Below are 18,666 nucleotides of genomic sequence, written 5' to 3'. Positions count from 1 at the left end.
GAGGGTTAAGCATAGGTTTTCACAAGTTCCTGTAACCCATTAACCTTAACACCGTTACCGATCGCCGCCATTTTCCACTCATCATTATGCTTGTAGATTTCTGCCATGAGCATCCCCGTCATGCCTTTGTATTCAGAACCTGATAGGTTATATTTTGCGAGTTCTTGATTATTAGACGTATTAACCAAACGCACAAACGCATTTTGAACTTGTCCGAAGTCTTGCTTGCGTGCAATGCAATCGTAAATGTTAACTGTAAAAACCAGTTTGACAATTTGCGAGGGCATTCGAGATAAATCGACGAGAATTTGCTCGTCATCTCCGTCTCCCGCTCCAGTCAGATTATCACCTAGATGCGTAATAGCTCCTGAACGGTGGGAGAGATTGCCAAAATAAACGATATTGGTCATATCATTCACTTTGTCATTTCGATCTAAACAAATCACTGAGGCATCCAAGTCATAATCTGGAGTACTGCTAAAAGCCCCAAACAAACCTCCACCGGAGCGTTTCGCCACATCCCAGCCTAATCCGCAGATCAGTTTTGTTAGCCCTGGCGCTTCTTTGGAAAGCGAGATGCGCTGTCCTTTTTGTAGGTTAATTCCCATGTGTTTTACCTTTTAGCTATAGCGATCGAGTAATGCTTGTAAACCACCTTGATAGCCGGCTCCCACTGCATTGAGACGCCACTCACCGTCTTTCCGGTAAAGTTCAGCCATGATCAGTGCTGTCTCTATGGAATAATCTTCTACCAGGTCATAGCGAACAGCTTCCTGTTGTGTTTGGGCATTAACGATCCGCACGAAGGCATTTTGCACCTGACCAAAATTTTGACGGCGTTGCTGTGCTTCATGGATGGTTACAGTTACAAGAATTTTTTGGACATCATTAGGCACTTTTTTGAGGTTGATTTTGATAACTTCATCATCCCCCTCGCCGGCCCCCGTGAGATTATCTCCCATGTGCTGCACGGATTTGTCTGGATCGGGACTTGTGAGATTGTTATAAAAAATGAAGTGGTTGTCAGAAATTAATTTTTCATTCGCACCTAAGAGGAACAATGATGAGTCTAGGTCAAAGTCAGAACCCGTGTCTGTAGCTTTAACGTCCCATCCCAGTCCTATGAATACTTCTGAGAGACCGGGTGAAACTTTCTCAAGCGATACCCGTTGTCCTTTGGTCAGAGATACTGCCATGATTCAATCTTCCTCTTTTTTATTATTAGAAGTGGTTATCGAGGGAGCCGCGGACTTGAAAACTTTGTTTAAGTTTTTGCGGGAAATAGTTGGAGAATTTTAAATCTTAAATAAAAAGAATATTAGCTAACTGTGCCGATGTCAATAGCGATTACAACTCTTAATTATTTTTTGGGTGTGGTTATAAAGCAATCATGCTCTGCCTCCCACAGTTGTGTAATCTCAGCTTGGGTTATTATACTTGTGTATTTTGACAAACTCTCGGAACTTGACCGTGTTTTGTGATGCAAGTGACCATTACCCGGCAGTTTCCACAATGCCCTCCGCTTGGAAGTCTCGTGTGTTGCAACACACGAGACTTGTGGCGTCGATGGTGTTGCGATGGATTCCAAACTCTTGAGTGGCTTCGATTTCTTCATGCCATTTAACTCGATCGCTGGGATGACCTGATGAAGGAGGTATAAATGTACAGTTTGTGCCCAAAAGTCGGCGCGATCGCTCTGCAAAACAGGCGACTAATTGTAGTCTATTTTCTAACCGACAAAAGCGGTTGCTATAGTTTAATTTAAATGCCGATCGGCTCGAATCGAACTCTTTGCCTGACAATAAAAGCTCAATCCCTGTTAATCTCTAGTGTCGGGGAGAATTTCGACTACATACTCCGGTACATATTCGAGTCGATTTTCGGGCAAATTCGCGGGCAAATTCTGGGGCAAATTCTCCGGTGGATGCTCCAGCCTGACTCGCCGGATCGGGAGATTCGCAATTAGTGCTGTGGCCCGCTGGTCGCTCTCCAGCGAGAACTCAGACCCGGTGGTATCGATTTCCACGTAGCGAGACACCACCTCTAGAATTTCTCGGCGCATAGACTCAACCATTTCTGGGCTGAGTTCTGAGCGATCGTGGGCTAGAACCAGTTTGAGGCGCCGTTTTACCTCGTCGCGGCTGTTGTCAGGGGTGCGCGGGAAAAGTCGTTCGAGAAGTGTGTGTATCATGGGTCAGGCTGATTTGTCAAGGGTTAGGCATAGAAAACGTTATACGATTTTCGATTTTCGATTGGGGAATCACTCATTCCCTAATGGTTTGAAGTTGACCTACAGTTTCATTCTTTTTGGGAAATGGTGTCACGGGGAGAAAATTTGGGCTAGTTTTTGTGATGCGGTCGCTGCTGTTAAAGATCGATCGCCAATATTGCAGCACATCACATAATTTTAGTATTTAAGAACTTGCGGAGGCGAGTAAAAAAGTTTTCTCGACGGGGATTGAGATCTAGAAAATCAACTTTTTCGCCTTCTAAGCGGCGGGCAATATTGTCGAAGGCAGTTCCAGCTAAAGAGGCTGTTTCCGACAATACTAATGGTTCGCCTCGGTTGGTGGAAACGATGACGCGCTCGTCGTCGGGAACCACGCCTAACAGCGGAATGGCGAGGATTTCCCGCACGTCTTGCACCGACATCATATCATTTGCCAGCACCATTGCGGGTCTGATCCGGTTGACGATCAGGTTGATTTTCTTGACGTTGTTGGCTTCCAGCAGGCCGATGACTCGATCGGCATCGCGGACCGCAGCGATTTCGGGAGTAGTGACAATTATCCCTTCTTGAGCCGGGGCGATCGCATTTTGAAAACCTTGTTCAATTCCAGCAGGAGAGTCGATCAAAATATAGTCGTATTTTGCTCCCAACATCCCCACAAGCTGCTTCATTTGCTCAGCGCTGATGGCATCTTTCATTCGAGTTTGGGCAGCAGGCAACAGCACCAAGCGCGGCTGCCGCTTATCTTTCACCAAAGCTTGCTCTAATCGGCACTCTCCAGCAAGAACTTCTAATGCCGTGTAAACAATCCGATTTTCTAAGCCCAGCAGCAAGTCTAAATTTCTGAGACCGAAATCGGCATCAATTACGGCAACGTTGCGCCCCCGCTTAGCTAAAGCCATGCCGAGATTGGCTGTGGAGGTGGTTTTTCCTACCCCGCCTTTCCCTGATGTAACAACAATAATGCGAGCCATAAGCGATTTTAGATTTTTTTGGAATTGGTGACCGGGAATTGGGAATTGGGAATTGGGAATTGGGAATTGGGAATTGGGAATTGATTTTATTATTGGTTGATAATTAGCAATTATTCTTTGGTAATTTTGCAGCAATCTGTTATTCAGTGAATTAACTCAACACTCAAAACTCTCCTTGTAATACTAATTATCTATTAATTTGCACTAGATTTTTAAATCGTCCTTTAGTTGCTGATTTAGCCAAGAGAAAAATTATCAAGTGCAGGCTTAAAGAGAAATAGTATTACAAATTACCCATTACCTATTCCCAATCACCAATTCCCAATCACCAATTCCCAATTACTCATTACCCCCGACTAACTGCGATTTGTCAAAATCAGAGGCTCTACCGATCCGAATCCCTTGGGGCGTCACATAGGCGACTTCCGGGAAAAACTGAGCGGGTGAGGTTTCTGGGCCTCTGGCAACATACTTAGCAATCCTAATCACCATCGGTTCCATCTGCAAGGTCATAATCACGCTTTTGGTGTTGCCACCGGCACCGGCGTGCACGACTCCCCGCAAACGGCCCCAAACTAGGATATCGCCTCCAGCGATAACTGATCCGCCGGGATTTACGTCTCCCAAAAGTACGACGGTGCCCGGATGGCGAATTTCTACGCCTGATCGCACTGTCATCTGCAAATATAAAGGTTCCGCCAGCGATTGCGGTTTTTCAGAGGTGGCTTTATTCAGGGAAGAAACCGGAGGCTGCTGTTCTACACAATAACCTGCCGTAGCTGCGGCAACGGCAGTTTGGCGGCGACTGGTGTGGACTCGTTTGAGTTGCAGTTCTACTTCGGAGAGGGCATCGGCGATTTCTTGCAGTTGGCGGATATCTAAAAGTCGATCGTTCCCCATCAATTGTACTTCTGCGTTTGGCTGCCAAAAGCGTTCTCCCGCATTCAGCCTAACTTTTAGCTGTTGCCAAAGTTCAGTCCAAGTCGAGGCCGCGGCTGTTGCGGGTTCGCTATTGGTTTCTGGGGGGAGTAGCAACAGTAGCTGTCCATCTTCGGTTTTGAGTCGGACTTGCAGCTCCAAGCTGACTTCGGGTGTTGATTGAGTGGCAGGGGCGGAAGTAGCTCCGGCGGTGGCATCGGGTGTCATGGACAGGTCTGAGTTCGGGTAGGGACAGGTTAACATCAATATTAGCCTGAGTGGTCAGATTTGCCATTTAACGCCATCTTTAAAGATATCTGGTGACAGAAAAATGACTTCTTACAAAATTCGCTCAAAAATTCAACAAGTCAAGGAACAACGCCTCACTGAATTAGATTTGAGCGCTAAATCATTAACAGAAATTCCTACGGAGGTGTTTGAGTTAGCATGGTTGGAAACCTTGAACTTAAGTTACAACAAACTGACTACTGTACCAGAAGCTATCACCCATCTTACCAATTTATCCCAACTAAATTTAAGTCACAACAAGCTGACAAAATACCAAACTTTTTCAACCGAATGACCCATTTTCTCACCTAAATTTAGGTACAAACAAACTAATATATTTACAACAAACTACCCACCGTGCGACCAATTTAGCCGTAGTTAAATTACGGGTAAAAAAAGTGGTATCCGTACCTAAAGCTATCACGCCACTGACTAACTTATTAGATTTGAGCGGTAATTTATTAACCGGAATTCCGACAGAGGTGTTCGATTTAGGCTGGATAGAAAAGTTAGATTTAAGTTACAACAAACTGACTACTGTGCCAGAATCCATCTCCCGTCTGACTAATTTGTCCCAACTTAATTTAAGTCACAATAAATTGACAAAGTTACCAAAATTTATCACCCGGTTAACCCATTTATCTGTACTTAATTTAGCTTCAAATCAACTAATAACTGTCCCCGAAGCTATCACCAGTTTAACACATTTATCCGTACTTAGTTTAGGTGGAAACAAACTGACGTGTCTACCAGAAGCTATCACTCGTCTTACAAATTTATCCCAACTTAATTTGGCTGCAAATCAACTGAAGAGCGTACCTGAAGCGCTCACCGACCTCACCAATTTATCCCAACTAGATTTAAGTTACAACCAACTGACAAGTGTACCAAAAACGCTCAAACTTCTGACCAATTTATCTCAACTAGATTTAGGTAACAACGAACTGCTGAGCGTACCAGAAGCGCTCACCCATCTCACCAATTTATCCCAACTTAATTTGCGTTCCAATCAACTGACGAGCGTACCAGAAGCGCTCACCCGTCTCACCAATTTATCCCAACTTAATTTAAGTTTAAACCAACTGACAAACCTGCCAGAAACGTTCAACTTTCTGACAAATTTATCCGAACTTAATTTAAGTTTCAACAAACTGACAAGCTTACCAGAAGCGCTCACCCGTATGACAAATTTATCCGAAATTAATTTAACTTTTAACCAACTGACGAGCCTACCAGAGGCTATAAACAGGATGACCAATTTATCGGAACTTAATTTAACTTTAAACCAACTGACGAGCGTGCCAGAAGCTATCACCCGTATGACTAACTTATCCGTACTTGATTTACGTGGAAATAAACTGACAAGCCTACCAGATGCTATCACTCGCATGATTAACTTATCTTATCTCGATTTAGCTTGCAACCAACTGACGATAGTACCATCAACTATCACCCGTCTAACCAATTTATCCCAAATTTATTTAGGTCGCAACCCCCTCGAAGACCCCCCAATTGAAATTGCCGAACAAGGTATTGATGCGATCCGCGAATATTTCCGTCACAAGCAAGCAGGAGAAGACAAACCGATTTAAACTCAAAAGTGTGTGGGATAATGGGTGATCATGAAATTTTCTAATAATTAATTAAAATGGCGATCGCCCAATTACTGTTAATTGGTAATCTGTTAGGCAAGGTTTTAAATCAAGGGTGACAATTCCCAGGAACCAGATAAATAATTGGCGTTACTTAATCAGGGTATGAAAAAAATCAATTGAAAATCCCGAAGTTTTGTGAATACTGGTTTCTATGACTTGCATATTTAGCCTTTCATACCCTAAATCAGCAACGCCAAAAATCCATGAAGGCTGAGGCAATCCCCGTTGAATTGGGAAGCCCACACCCTATCTGTAGTCAGATGGGTGTTGGGTAGTTCACATTCAGCCAATGAGCAGGGGCGGGTGTGGATTCCATAACTGGAACTATATCTGGGGATTTGGTCGGGGGAAAGGTTGGGACAAACCATGAACTGGCTGCGCTGGTGGGATAATTTAGGTAATTTGTTGCTGTGGATTTCAGAACAAGCTGAGCCACAAAGGCAAAGGGCTGATCAGGAAAGCCAAAGGGCTGACCAAGAAAGCCAAAGGGCTGAACGATTGGCGGCTAAGTTGCGCGAATTGGGAGTTGATCCAGATTGAAAGCTGATTGACAGCTAATTTACGATCGCCCTTAATACACAGGACTTACCCAACCATCTACCACAATAGGCGCAACCCCAGGCAGATTGCGCCTACAAAACGCTATATTTTTTTGTTCGTAAGTCCTAAATCAAAAATCGAAAATCGAAAATCGAAAATCAAAAATCAATTGACGTGTGTAGCAACTCGTGATATTGTAAACCCCATTTATCTGGATATAAAAAATATTTATGAATAAATCTTAAGTTTTAATTAAATTTAGTATTATAATTTTGGTAACTTCCCACTAAGTATTTATTCTCACTATGATAGCGGATCAATTTCCTTGGCTGACCGCAATTGTCATCCTACCCCTCCTCGCTTCCCTCGCCATCCCTTTTCTGCCGGATACAGACGGCAAAACCATTCGCTGGTATGCCCTAGGCGTAGGCATTGCAGATTTTGTATTAATGTGCTGGGTGTTTTGGACTCATTACGATCCAAGCATCTCTAGTTTCCAAATCGTAGAACAATATCCCTGGATACCTTCTTTAGGCCTCAACTGGTCTGTTTCGGTTGACGGACTCTCTGTGCCGTTGGTACTGTTGGCGGGATTGGTGACGACACTATCAATCTTTGCAGCCTGGGAAGTCGATCGCAAGCCACGACTCTTCTACTTCCTAATGCTGGTGATGTACTCCGCACAAATAGGAGTCTTCGTCGCCCAAGACATCATGCTGTTGTTCATTGTCTGGGAACTCGAACTAATTCCGGTGTACCTCCTAATCTCGATTTGGGGCGGACAAAACCGTCGCTACGCAGCTACCAAATTCTTGATTTACACCGCAGGCGCTTCCATCTTTATTTTGATAGCGGCCTTAGCAATGGCATTCTACGGCGGAGGCACCCCCACCTTCGACATGGTAGAACTTGGCTTGAAGGACTACCCACTGGGTTTAGAATTACTGCTTTATGCGGGATTGCTGATTGCCTTCGGTGTGAAACTGGCGATTTTCCCCTTCCACACTTGGCTACCTGATGCCCACGGCGAAGCATCTTCTCCCGTGTCGATGATTCTGGCCGGCGTATTGCTGAAAATGGGCGGATACGGACTGATTCGCCTGAATTTGGAACTTCTTCCCCAAGCACACGTTTACTTTGCACCGATTATGGCGGTGCTGGGCGTGGTCAACATTATCTACGGCGCGCTGAATTCCTTCGGTCAATCCAACATGAAGCGCCGCCTAGCGAATTCGTCGATTTCTCACATGGGATTCGTGTTGTTGGGTATTGCTTCCTTCACGGATTTGGGAATCAACGGGGCGCTGTTGCAAATGATTTCCCACGGTTTAATCGCCTCAGTATTGTTTTTCCTGGCTGGCGTTACTTACGATCGCACCCATACAATGATCATGGACGAGATGGGCGAGATTGGGAAAGTCATGCCGAAAGTGTTTGCTTTGTTTACCGCAGGCGCGATGGCATCCTTGGCACTCCCCGGAATGAGCGGTTTTGCTAGCGAATTGTCAGTGTTTGTGGGCGTCGCAACTAGCGATATGTACAGCGGTTCTTTCCGCGCGGTGACAGTGTTCCTGGCGGCAGTAGGACTGATTTTGACGCCGATTTATTTGCTCTCGATGCTGCGACAGTTATTTTACAACTGTGGGACACTCGCGGCTTGCGACCTTGAGGATCTAAATTTGCAGAATCAGAGAAACAATCTGGATGAAGCGGTTTGTTTTGGTAATAGTTGCGTTTTGCCTGGTGATGCACCGTTTATTGATGCTAAACCTCGGGAAGTGGCGATCGCATTTTGCTTTTTGATACCGATTGTCGGCATTGGTTTTTATCCCAACATGGCGATGCAAGTCTACGATGCCAAGACTGTCGCAGTCAACGCAGAAGTCCGCCAATCTTACATCCAAATTGCTCAACAAAATCCTCGGATTTATGCGAATCAACTTTTGGTTCCCAAGATTGCCCAAGCTCAAAAATCGCCTGCTTTGGACAAAATTACACGGTCTGAATCTGCATCGGTTTTTGGCATTGTCAAATAATTTTATCGAACTCTGTTTGTGTTGAAAATTGGGCGATCGCTTTTGTCAAAAGGCGATCGCTTTTTTCTTATCGCTGAATTTCTGAAATAATCTGCGCCAGATTCTCCCTAGCATATCCCACCTCAAGGATCGATTTATTTTCCAGATCAGAGGCAACTTTCTTCAAGATATTTAGAGGTTCTTCAGAGCCTGTCGTCTTCAAAAACAACACTTGCAACCGATTTTTTACTAATACTAAAATAGAGCTACTTTGTGCGCCTTTATCCCCTTTCCGTTTAGCAATGTTGATGCTCAATTGGTGAGTTTTCAACAGTCGCATTCTTTCTATTCCTTGGGTCTTAACCGTCTCCAAAACCTCAGCTCGAATCTGATCCACTAATCTGTCCGTTACATATTGCACGATCAAAGGCTGAAGCATAAAAACAGTTTCCCCGCCCTCACTGATTTTGTCAATCAGCGAGCGACGACCCATAGAATCGAGATTTTTCAGCAAATCTGACAGCGATGAATTGACCAACATCTGCTCTCGTAAAGTTGCCAGGGAAATCTGGCTTTGAGCAATAGCAATCCAGTAGGCAATATCTTGTTCGGAACTCGACATTCGATCGAACTGCTGCGCCAGCAAATTGCTGATATGTTCTTCAATAAATAACGCCGTTGCTTCCAAAAGCTTTAAAACATTTCCCTCGAAAAACTCGTTAATTGTTGTCGCTACAATCTTTAATGCTAACAGATTGCCTCCGTACCTGGATAACAAGATTTTCAACTCTTGCTCTTGAGGCGACAAACCTTTTTCTTGGAAAATTTCCCGCGCTATTTCCGAGGAAATAGCAGGTTTTAAAGACCGCACTTTTTCTCCCGCCAGCAAAGCCAGTTCCGTAGGTTCTTCCGAACTAACTAGGACTAAACAGCTATTGTGATTGACCTCACACAGCCGCACAATTAAATCTCGATATCCTTCGCAGCCTTCCCGGTAGTGTCCCGCTAATTCTTCGGGTTTGAGAACCGCTTCAAAATCGTCTAAAATTACCAGACAGCGGTGTTTCCGCAGATACTCGACCAAGCGCGAAATTTTGCTGTTGAGGTCGATGGGCACATCGGGTTTTGGTTGGTTAGAAAAAAGTTGAATTAAGCTTCCTAGGAAGTCGGATGGTGCTGGTGCCGATCGCAGCGATCGCCAAATCACAAAATCAAACTCATTCTGTACCTGTTTTGCCAACTGCACCGACAGAGTTGTTTTGCCGCTACCAGCCAAACCAAGCAGCGCTACGACGCGACAATTATCTGATACAATCCACTTCTTTAAAGTAGTTAATTCTTCAGTCCGTCCGTAAAAAACCGAAACATCCGGTGCTTGGCCCCAATCTTCCTGTCGGTGTCCAATCGCCATCTTCAATAGAGAGCCTTTACCTCCACTAAAATCGCTCGTTCCCTGATCGATGTGGTATGAAAACAGCAACTGATGCCTCAATTCCGAAAGCTTTCCAGGGCCGTTCCCCCCGATCTGAAACTTTTTGTAAACTTCGCCGAGTCTTTTGCGAACGGCGATGTCGCTAATGCCAAGCTTTGTGGCGATGGTCGCTGTAGATTGACCGTCGAGAGCCATAAACACAGTTTCTAACTCGGCATCTGTGACACCGCGCTGTTTGGCGATCGTTTGCACAAAGTTTTGAGGAATCGGAGTAGTCAAGGTAGGAATCTCGCCTATACTAAAAATCTATCTTCTATTATATTGTGTGAGTTATCGTAGGCGAGCAATTGAATCGAATCTACTAACGTTCAGCTTGCTTTTTGTTGTTTGGGCAGTTTTAGATATTTATACCCAATTATCGATTGTGATACCAGTTTAAAAAAATGCAACTCTAGACCTGTGCTCCAAACCAATACACAATCAGTCATTCTCAATTCTTTAATCCTTTAATCTAAGATGGTATGAGAAAGGAGGGAGTTAATCTGCATTAATTGTTGCTATTGCCCTACCACTAAAACCTATTGTAGAGTGGAGGCGCGACGCTTAATTTATAGCACCCAACCATAAATTTCCAACCGCACCACAACCCACCGCGAACCAACAACCGGGTAAATTCACAATTCTTGAAAGCAGGGCTGTATCAGCTAAAATTTGTCGCACTAGCGCGGTATTCTTGGGCCGAAAGCAGCCGCCAACTCCCATCGCCCAGAAGTTCCAAAACCTGCTGGTGATATTTCACTAAACTCAATCGGTGGCCGACACTCACAAACGTAGTTTTAGTGGCTTGCAACTGCTCGTATAAATGTTGCTCGTTCTTCAAATCCAAAGCACTGGTCGCCTCATCTAAAATAGTGTATTTCGGTTCCGTCAATAACAATCTAGCAAAACCTAAACGTTGCTGTTCTCCCAGTGACAAAATCTCACCCCAATCTAAATCTGCCTCAAAACCGCCCAATCTGTCCGGCAAATCTGCTAAGTTTACTGATGCCAAAACGCGGCGCAATTTTTCTTCATCAACCTCGCTGCTGCTGTTAGGATAGAGAAGTTGCGATCGCAAACTCCCCAAAATCATATAAGGACGCTGTGGCAAAAACAGCATTTCCTCCAATTCCGGCCGCGCCAAACGGCCGGTTCCCGATTCCCACAATCCCGCAATTGCCCGCAGCAAAGAACTCTTCCCAGCACCGCTTTGACCGACAATTAACAGTCCTTCACCGGGCGACACGGCTACCGACAAATCCCTAATCAAAGTCTTTTGATGCTGCGGAGTATCTAAAGTAACGTGTTCCAGTGTCAATGGCGAACTTATAACTGTATCGATTGTTCTGAAGTCTAGTTTTACAGCACTTTTTTCATCTCTTAGAGCCTCATTGAACGTGGCTAAACGATTAATGCCGGCCGCAAAAAAACTCAAACTTTCAATCCTATATACCACCAAAGAAAATGCTTCTGAAACCTGACGAAAAGCAAATTCAGCTTGAGTGATATCGCCGTATCTGATCTCACCCGCAAAGTAGATAGAAGCCAAGAATAAAGAGGGGATAATATAAGTTGCATATCTATAGCTAACTCTAAAATATCCCAGGCTTCGCTGCCAACCAATTAGGAAATTAAAGTTCCGAACTGCTGCTAAAAATCGGTGTTTTACCTGAACCGATTCCTGTGCTTCTCCCCGGTAAAAAGCAATTGATTCTGCATTATCCCGAATGTGAACCAATCCATAGCGAAAGTCAGCCTCTGTGGAGAGCTGATTGAAGTTCAAAAATATTAACTTTTTGCCAAAAAATATCATGACTGTCGTGCCAAAGACAGCGTAAATAATTAGTCCGATCGAAAGACCTTTGGAAATAGACCACAGAATGCCGGTAAAAGAAATAATATCGATAATTGCCCCCAATATCAGCAGCAAAAACTCTAAACTTGTGCTAGTGAAAGATTTGATATCTTCAGCAATCCGCTGGTCGGGATTGTCGATTTTCTTCTGAGAATTGATTTCGTAATAAGCGCGGTTTTGAAAATAACTACCCAGGAAACTATCAGTCATCCACTCTCGCCAGTATAATCCCAGTTTATCTTGGGTATACTCATAAATAACAACTATCGGGGTAGCGATAATAAAAACTCCAGCATAAACCCACATAAACCGCCAAAAAGTAATCTGATCTTTTTCAGCCAGCGCTGTCGTGAAAAAATTACTAATATAGCTAATAATTACGTTAATTCCGCTAACAGACAGCGACAAAAATACCAGCAGAGCTAACATAATCCACTGTTTCCAGCGCGGTATCAACTTGCTTCTAAAAAAGACAAAAGCAGCTAGCGGGAGGATTAGCATTAAACCAACGATCGCAATTTTCGGTGAGTAGATAATTCCTTTGATTAAAGTAGCTAAACCAGCCGCAACTCCATTAAAAGCCTCTGGGAATAAGACTTGAGTACCCAAACATACAGCGCTGACGAACACAAACATCGCAGCGAAGAGAAATATCAACAACAGCGCTACTAATCCTAAAAAGATTCTGCCTCCCCCAGGCTCTAAAGGATAAAAGTAAGGTTGGGCGATCGCAATAAATCTCTGCCACAAGTGACGGTCAAATCGATTCATCTTTGCTGTTTACAAAACTACTTTGACTGTTCTAACATATCAAGTTTTGTGACAAAATGCAGCCGTAATTTATTTGGGAGTTTGGCGAAAAAATTTGTCTCACCCACAGACGGAAACTTGTTTTCCGAGTTAACGGGTGGGAAAAAAAAACTTAGGAAATTAGTTCACGCTCTGAGATTCATCTGTTGAATCAATTCTTTAATCTCAAATCTCAAATCGCTCTAGCTCGAAGAAGTTGCGCTATCGCCGGCCAAGTCCGACTGCAACTTACTGCTGTAAAATCGTTGGCTAATCCCTAAAATTACTTGTTTCATTAGCCAATACAAAACAGCAATTACTAGAAAAGTGACAGCCATTACTAAAACCGGACGCTTGCCTATCAAATCGTTCATTACTGTGTTAACTAGCGCATCGGGGTTAGTCAGAATGTCCCAAGTGTTGAAGCGGATAAATCGCCCTAAATAAATGCCGATCGCCGAAAGTGCGTGTATAGTTATCTCCGTTGCCAGGATAAATTTACTCCAACCCTGTTGCTTCAAATAGTAACCCAAATTCATCACCGACAGCACGTAAGCCCCAAACCCGGCCAGCATAAACGCCAGATACTGTGGGATCAAAGCTAGAGTCACAGTCCACACCGAGTTCCCCTCTTTAATCTGGCGAATCAGGTGAATGATATCAGTTAAAACATAGGGCGCATTGGGTAAGAATGCGATAAACCAGAAAAAGCCGACCCACCATCGAAGAGAGCGAACTCCGCGCTGCCGCAGTACCCAGATGTCTACAGCCATCAATGCGAGTGTAATGGCGATCGCCCCCAAAACGTAAGTTTTGCCCACATCTTGCACAATGTGCTTCAGATAGCCTAAAACATGGCGCATACTGGGCAAAAAAGTAGCGCCCAGGAGAATGCCCGTACCCCACAGCAGCCAGCGTGATCGAGGTTTGCGGAACAGCCAAAAACTCAGGCCCAGCGGTACTAAACCCAAAAACAAATTCCAAGACATCCAGCGGACATTGTGTCCCATTGCTTGCAGGGCTTCCAGGATTAATCCCATCATGTCAATTTTTATACAATTAAAGGTTTGATGCAGCACCGCTTCGTTAGCAGCTTCAGTCTATTTTAGTCGTTAACTTGTAGGGTGCGTCAGCTTATCGCGGCGCGCCTGAAAATCAATAACTGCTGACGCATACTAGCAGTGTGGACTCAATCTTAAATCTAAAATCGACTGACGAACCCTACCACTGTGGAGTTAATTCTCAAATCTCAAATCTCAAGTCTCAAATCGACTGGCGCACCCTACTATTTATCCACTTTGTCGATCGGAATCTCAATCTTAAAAGTTGTTCCGCATCCTATGGACGAAATACAGTCAATCTTGCCCTGGTGCTTTTCCACCACAATCGAGTGCGCGATAGACATTCCCAAACCCGTACCTTTCCCCACAGCTTTTGTAGTAAAAAACGGGTTAAAAATGCGATCGACTATCCCTTCGGGAATTCCCGTACCGTTGTCCGAAATTTCTACCCTAACAGTGTTCTGGGGAGTTACACCTGTGGAAATAGCAATCCGTCCACTCTTTGTCTCTGATTGTGGAACCGATAACTGGTGATATTGTTCTTCAATAGCATCAATTCCATTAGCAATAATATTCATAAACACCTGATTCAGTTGGCTCGCATAGCACTCCACCAGTGGCAGTTTTCCAAACTCCTTAACTACTTCAATTTCCGGGCGACTCTCCCGACTCTTCAAGCGGTGCTGCAAAATTAACAAAGTGCTTTCAATTCCCGCGTGAATATCGACCGGCTTCATTGCCGATTCGTCCAGCCGCGAGAAATTTCGGAGGGACAAAACAATTTGCCGGATGCGCTCGGTTCCTACCTGCATCGAGCCCACAAGTTTTCTTAAATCCTCAGCCATGAAGTCCAAATCAATCTCTTGAATGCGATCGACAATTTGTGAATTAGGTTTGGGATACTCCTGTTCGTAAAGACTCACCAGATCGAGCAACTGTTTTGTATACTGGTTGAGATAATCAATATTAGCGTAAATGAAGTTAACTGGATTATTGATTTCGTGAGCAATCCCGGCAACTAATTGCCCCAAAGAAGACATTTTTTCAGTTTGAATGAGCTGAGTTTGAGTAGAGCGCAATTCCAGGAGCGCCGACTCTAAATCTCGAGCTTTTTCTCTTTCTCGCGCCTCGCTTTGTCGCAGTGCTTCCTCTGCTTGCTTGCGAGTCGTAATATCCTGGGAAACTCCAATTATTACCTTAGCCTGACCCTCCCCATTCCTACTAAAAATAGTATCGCGACTTTGCAGCCACAACAATTGACCGTCTACTGCCCGCACCCGGTACTCAATTTCCCTAGTTTCGCCATCTTCAATTCCTGCAAAGCTGGCGTGATGTTCCACAATTTTAGGCAAATCTTCCGGGTGTATTAACTGAGGCATCAGTGACGAATCCATCGCTGTAATGTCGTCGCTGGTATAGCCCAAAAGCTGGATCATTGAAGTATTAGTGTAGATATTTCGCTGTTCTTCCAAGTCGTAGAGATACAAAATACCGGGAGTAGCCGATGCTACTTTTTGAATGAACTGCTGACTTTCTTGCAAAGCTAACTCAGCTTGTTTGCGATCCGTAACATCAACGGCGATGGCGTCCCAAATAATATCACCGTTTTCTTTAGCTTCAGGACGCGAAATTATCTGAAACCATCGAATTTTGCCGGAAGGTAGTACGAACCGTCCTTCCCAGTGCCAAGGTTGCAAAGTTTGGGATGAAATAGCAACGGATTCGTCATGATTTTGGCGGTCATCGGAATGAATTAAATCTGTAATCAAAGCCGCATTTTGCATAACAGCTTCGGCTTCTCGCTCAAACATTTCTCGGCAAGCCGGACTAATGTAAGGGAAACTGAAAGAGCTATCTGTACGCAATACAAATTGATAAATTACTCCCGGCACATTACCCGACAGCTTTTGGAATCTTGCCTCGCTTTCCCGTAGTGCTTCCTCTGCTTGTTTGCGCTCCGTAATGTCAGTAATTGAACCAACCATGCGGACTGCTTTTCCAGATGCGTCCCACAAAGCTTGTCCCCGACTCAATATCCATTTGTAGGCGCTGTTGTAGCACCAGCAGCGGTATTCGATGATGTAATGTGGCGTTTTCTTGTTTAAATGGTCTTGGAGAGCTTGCATTACTAAGGCTAAATCGTCGGGATGCGTACCCCTGTTCAATTCGTCAAAGTAATCGAGAGTTTCGCTGTGTTCGTATCCAGTTATTTCTTTAAATCTATCGGACAGGAATAGTTCCCCTGTTTGCAAGTTCCAGTCCCAAATGCCGTCATTGTTGCCTTTGAGTGCTAACTGCCAGCGTTCTTCAGTTTGCATCAATTGAGCAGTTCTATCTTTGACTCTATTTTCTAGTTCTTGATTGAGCTGTTTGAGACTTTCTTCTGCCTGGTTGCGTTCGATCGCAATTCCTGCTAAATTCATCGCCGCTTCTATCAATTGCAGATCAACAATTGGGGGGTGGCACGGTTGGGAATAATACATTCCAAAAGTTCCCAAAACTTGAGCCTGAGATGAGAAAATAGGAGTAGACAAGCAAGCTCTCAGTCCAAAACTCAAGGCTAAATCTCGATAATTTTCCCACAAAGAGTCGCTGGCAATATCTGTAACGATCACCTGTTGGCGGGTAAACGCAGCAGTGCCGCAGGAGCCTACCTCCGGGCCGATGGGTCTGCCATGAATAGCCGCATTGTAACTGTCGGGTAAACTGGGCGCGGCTCCGTGGAGTAAATGTTTGCCGTCTGGGGCTAGAAGCAATATCGAACCGATGACATCTCTAGATTGCAGCTCCATAATTTCAACTAAGGTATTTAAAGTATCGCCAAGAGGAGCGCCCTTAGCAATCATTTCTAAAATTTGTTTTTGACCGGTTAACCAATTTTCAGCTTGCTTGCGCTCCGTAATGTCGCGGGCAACCCACAGAACCGTGTTTTTTTTCATTGGCGAAATGGTACCTGCAAACCACTTTTGTACGCTGGCAATTTCCAGGTGATATTCAAAAGTACAGGTTTTATTTGTAGCGAAGGCGGTGCGAATTTGCTCCAGAAAAAATTCTCCCTTTTCGGGAGCGAATAAATCGTTAATTTTTTTACCGGCAAATTCCGCCGTCTCTTTGTACAATAATTGGGGATTAGTCGGGGCAACTTTCAGGAACCGTCCCTCAATATCGAACTCAAAAATTACATCGTTCATGGCAGCGAACAAAGCTCGAAGTTCCGATTCAGAAGCTTGTAGAGCGATTTCAGTTTGTTTGCGATCGCTAATATCCGTCCCGATACAAAGCAGTCCTGCCACATTTCCCTTCGCATCTAGTAAAGGTTTATTTGTCCACGCTATCCACACCCTTTCTCCATTGCTGCGGATGTTTTCATTTTCGTTTTGGAAGTATTTTTGCGGCTGTGCCAAACAGTCTCGAATCTTTGTCGCGAGGTCACTTTCAAATAACTCTGTTTTCGGTATAATTGTGCCGATCGCACTTTTGCCGATGATTTCTGCTTCTGAATACCCGAAAAAAGTTTCAGCAAACTCGTTAAAAAAAGTAATCTTGCCTTCACTGTCTAACTGCACAATCATGCTGTTAGCATTCTCAACTAATTGCCGATACTTAACTTCGCTCGATCGCAGTTTCGCACGGCCGTACACCCAGTTAAAAACCGCCGCCCCGCTCAAAAGTGCCAGCAAGCCACCTCCAAAAAGCAGCCAGCCCCGAAACGGCGAATTCGCAGCCCATCCTCCCGCCGGAATTGCTCCCAACTGCCAGGAACCGTTGGGCAAAGTCACTTCCAGCAGCACGGGATTGTGCTGAAAAATTGACCCGTCACCGAAAAACACAGGGCCGGATGCTCCCTTCCCGTCTTTGCCCCGCAGAGCGTATTGCAGCTTCGCTGAGGAGTCGTTGAGTCCTGCTTCCTCAATCAGGGAATTTTTGTCGATGATCAAACCTGTCAAGCCCCAGTAAACTCCTGTTTCAGGCTCGGCGCCGGAGGGTGTGAGAAAAATCGGCGATCGGCTGATGAAAGTCTCGTCCCCCTCCAATAATTTCACGGGCCCGGCAAGCAAAGTTTTTCTGGTTCGGATGACCTCTTGGACCATTTGCCGCTGTTCGGGTAGCGCCGTCAAGTCAACCCCGATCACCGTTTCATTTCCCTCCCGCGGGTAAATGTAAGCGACCGTCGTGCCTTTAACTAAAGTGATGGCGCGAATGCCCGGTTGCTGTCCCACCAGAATTCTCGCCGTCGCTGTAAACTCGGCTTCGGTGATGTTTGGGTTATTGGAAAGGTAAGCCCCCAAACCCCGCATCAAAAACAGGCGAGAATTCAAAGATCCTTCCAGCTTAGAACGCACTGTGCTGAGGCGATCGAGCGTGGTAGCGCGGTTGTAGTGAAAAAACCGCCGCTGTTCAGATCGATCTAAAATGCCAACTCCGACCAAAATTGCTATTGATACCGAAATAGCTGCTAAATACGGTGAAATTTGGAATTTTTTAACCTTAAAGTATTCCATCTGCCGGGGGTTAAGGTATTTTTTTACGTCTTTAGATAGATTTAGTTTAGTTTGATTTCTCTAGGCCAATCCAAAATTTTCGGCATACGGGGCTTTTCGCAAGCGGGCGCGAGTTTTTTGTGTTCGAGGACGCCCGTCGAACGCGGGCGATCGCCAAGCCTCTCATCATTAATTCTATGGAAAAAGTTTTAAATCTACAATCGACTGACCGAAAGTAATGTGGTCATAAGCCCCCGGATTCATTCTTTCGCAGACTCAGGACGGAGACTTTAAAAAGCTTTGCATCTTTCCTACAGCGGTTCCCGCTGTAATGAGGTACAATCAATAATAATGAAATATCATTGTGTAATCAAACCTAATGAAAGCAT

General features: G+C 44.7%; 14 protein-coding genes. 4 read left to right on the top strand and 10 right to left on the bottom strand.

What is annotated here, in order from left to right:
• Positions 1–5: 5 nt before the first annotated feature.
• From QUA10_RS15880 to minC, 6 genes are all read right to left on the bottom strand, one after another.
• On the bottom strand, positions 6–608 hold the full coding sequence (locus QUA10_RS15880) for a TerD family protein (protein WP_333083449.1): 603 nt from the start codon (positions 606–608) through the stop codon (positions 6–8).
• Positions 609–620: 12 nt separating this feature from the next.
• Positions 621–1,196 carry a TerD family protein gene (locus QUA10_RS15875; protein ID WP_333083448.1) on the bottom strand — a complete coding sequence of 192 codons (576 nt, stop codon included), beginning with the start codon at positions 1,194–1,196 and terminating at the stop codon, positions 621–623.
• Between the two features lie 297 nt (positions 1,197–1,493).
• A complete protein-coding gene (locus QUA10_RS15870; RefSeq protein ID WP_333083447.1) occupies positions 1,494–1,802 on the bottom strand; it encodes a hypothetical protein in 309 nt (102 codons plus the stop codon).
• Between the two features lie 17 nt (positions 1,803–1,819).
• A complete protein-coding gene (gene minE / locus QUA10_RS15865; protein WP_333083446.1) occupies positions 1,820–2,191 on the bottom strand; it encodes a cell division topological specificity factor MinE in 372 nt (123 codons plus the stop codon).
• 206 nt (positions 2,192–2,397) lie between these two features.
• Positions 2,398–3,204: a septum site-determining protein MinD gene (gene minD, locus QUA10_RS15860; RefSeq protein ID WP_006635273.1), complete on the bottom strand. Its 807-nt coding sequence runs from the start codon at positions 3,202–3,204 to the stop codon at positions 2,398–2,400.
• Between the two features lie 339 nt (positions 3,205–3,543).
• Positions 3,544–4,350 (bottom strand): septum site-determining protein MinC, encoded by an 807-nt coding sequence (gene minC / locus QUA10_RS15855; RefSeq protein ID WP_333083445.1) that lies wholly within the window; start codon positions 4,348–4,350, stop codon positions 3,544–3,546.
• 103 nt (positions 4,351–4,453) lie between these two features.
• Between minC and QUA10_RS15850 the strand changes: the two genes are divergently transcribed.
• From QUA10_RS15850 to QUA10_RS15835, 4 genes are all read left to right on the top strand, one after another.
• Positions 4,454–4,705 carry a leucine-rich repeat domain-containing protein gene (locus QUA10_RS15850; RefSeq protein ID WP_333083444.1) on the top strand — a complete coding sequence of 84 codons (252 nt, stop codon included), beginning with the start codon at positions 4,454–4,456 and terminating at the stop codon, positions 4,703–4,705.
• Positions 4,706–4,808: 103 nt separating this feature from the next.
• Entirely contained in the window at positions 4,809–6,002 is a 1,194-nt protein-coding gene (locus tag QUA10_RS15845) for a leucine-rich repeat domain-containing protein (protein ID WP_333083443.1), read from the top strand.
• A gap of 429 nt (positions 6,003–6,431) precedes the next feature.
• Positions 6,432–6,605, top strand: a complete 174-nt coding sequence (locus QUA10_RS15840) for a hypothetical protein (RefSeq protein ID WP_333083441.1) — start codon at positions 6,432–6,434, stop codon at positions 6,603–6,605.
• Between the two features lie 305 nt (positions 6,606–6,910).
• The gene (locus QUA10_RS15835) at positions 6,911–8,641 is read left to right on the top strand and encodes an NAD(P)H-quinone oxidoreductase subunit 4 (RefSeq protein ID WP_333083440.1); all 1,731 of its coding nucleotides are present in this window, start codon (positions 6,911–6,913) and stop codon (positions 8,639–8,641) included.
• 67 nt (positions 8,642–8,708) lie between these two features.
• On the opposite strand, the gene QUA10_RS15830 is transcribed toward QUA10_RS15835, so the two are convergent.
• The 4 genes from QUA10_RS15830 to QUA10_RS15815 form a co-directional block, all read right to left on the bottom strand.
• On the bottom strand, positions 8,709–10,331 hold the full coding sequence (locus QUA10_RS15830) for an NB-ARC domain-containing protein (RefSeq protein WP_333083438.1): 1,623 nt from the start codon (positions 10,329–10,331) through the stop codon (positions 8,709–8,711).
• Between the two features lie 421 nt (positions 10,332–10,752).
• Positions 10,753–12,717 carry an ABC transporter ATP-binding protein/permease gene (locus QUA10_RS15825; protein WP_333083437.1) on the bottom strand — a complete coding sequence of 655 codons (1,965 nt, stop codon included), beginning with the start codon at positions 12,715–12,717 and terminating at the stop codon, positions 10,753–10,755.
• 221 nt (positions 12,718–12,938) lie between these two features.
• Positions 12,939–13,778, bottom strand: coding sequence for a DUF1361 domain-containing protein (locus tag QUA10_RS15820; protein WP_333083435.1), 840 nt, complete (start codon positions 13,776–13,778; stop codon positions 12,939–12,941).
• 242 nt (positions 13,779–14,020) lie between these two features.
• Positions 14,021–18,298, bottom strand: coding sequence for a PAS domain S-box protein (locus QUA10_RS15815; protein WP_333083434.1), 4,278 nt, complete (start codon positions 18,296–18,298; stop codon positions 14,021–14,023).
• Positions 18,299–18,666 lie beyond the last annotated feature (368 nt).

It is taken from the genome of Microcoleus sp. Pol8_D6, from assembly GCF_036700965.1.
In the GTDB taxonomy this organism is placed as follows: Bacteria; Cyanobacteriota; Cyanobacteriia; order Cyanobacteriales; family Microcoleaceae; genus Microcoleus.
This window is presented reverse-complemented; position numbering and strand designations above follow the sequence as displayed.

What these genes read in the sequence shown, in the direction of transcription:
- QUA10_RS15880 (WP_333083449.1), bottom strand. Translation starts at nt 608, where the DNA reads ATGGGAATTAACCTACAAAAAGGACAGCGCATCTCGCTTTCCAAAGAA.
- QUA10_RS15875 (WP_333083448.1), bottom strand. Translation starts at nt 1,196, where the DNA reads ATGGCAGTATCTCTGACCAAAGGACAACGGGTATCGCTTGAGAAAGTT.
- minE (WP_333083446.1), bottom strand. Translation starts at nt 2,191, where the DNA reads ATGATACACACACTTCTCGAACGACTTTTCCCGCGCACCCCTGACAAC.
- minD (WP_006635273.1), bottom strand. Translation starts at nt 3,204, where the DNA reads ATGGCTCGCATTATTGTTGTTACATCAGGGAAAGGCGGGGTAGGAAAA.
- minC (WP_333083445.1), bottom strand. Translation starts at nt 4,350, where the DNA reads ATGACACCCGATGCCACCGCCGGAGCTACTTCCGCCCCTGCCACTCAA.
- QUA10_RS15850 (WP_333083444.1), top strand. Translation starts at nt 4,454, where the DNA reads ATGACTTCTTACAAAATTCGCTCAAAAATTCAACAAGTCAAGGAACAA.
- QUA10_RS15840 (WP_333083441.1), top strand. Translation starts at nt 6,432, where the DNA reads ATGAACTGGCTGCGCTGGTGGGATAATTTAGGTAATTTGTTGCTGTGG.
- QUA10_RS15835 (WP_333083440.1), top strand. Translation starts at nt 6,911, where the DNA reads ATGATAGCGGATCAATTTCCTTGGCTGACCGCAATTGTCATCCTACCC.
- QUA10_RS15825 (WP_333083437.1), bottom strand. Translation starts at nt 12,717, where the DNA reads ATGAATCGATTTGACCGTCACTTGTGGCAGAGATTTATTGCGATCGCC.
- QUA10_RS15820 (WP_333083435.1), bottom strand. Translation starts at nt 13,778, where the DNA reads ATGATGGGATTAATCCTGGAAGCCCTGCAAGCAATGGGACACAATGTC.
- QUA10_RS15815 (WP_333083434.1), bottom strand. Translation starts at nt 18,298, where the DNA reads ATGGAATACTTTAAGGTTAAAAAATTCCAAATTTCACCGTATTTAGCA.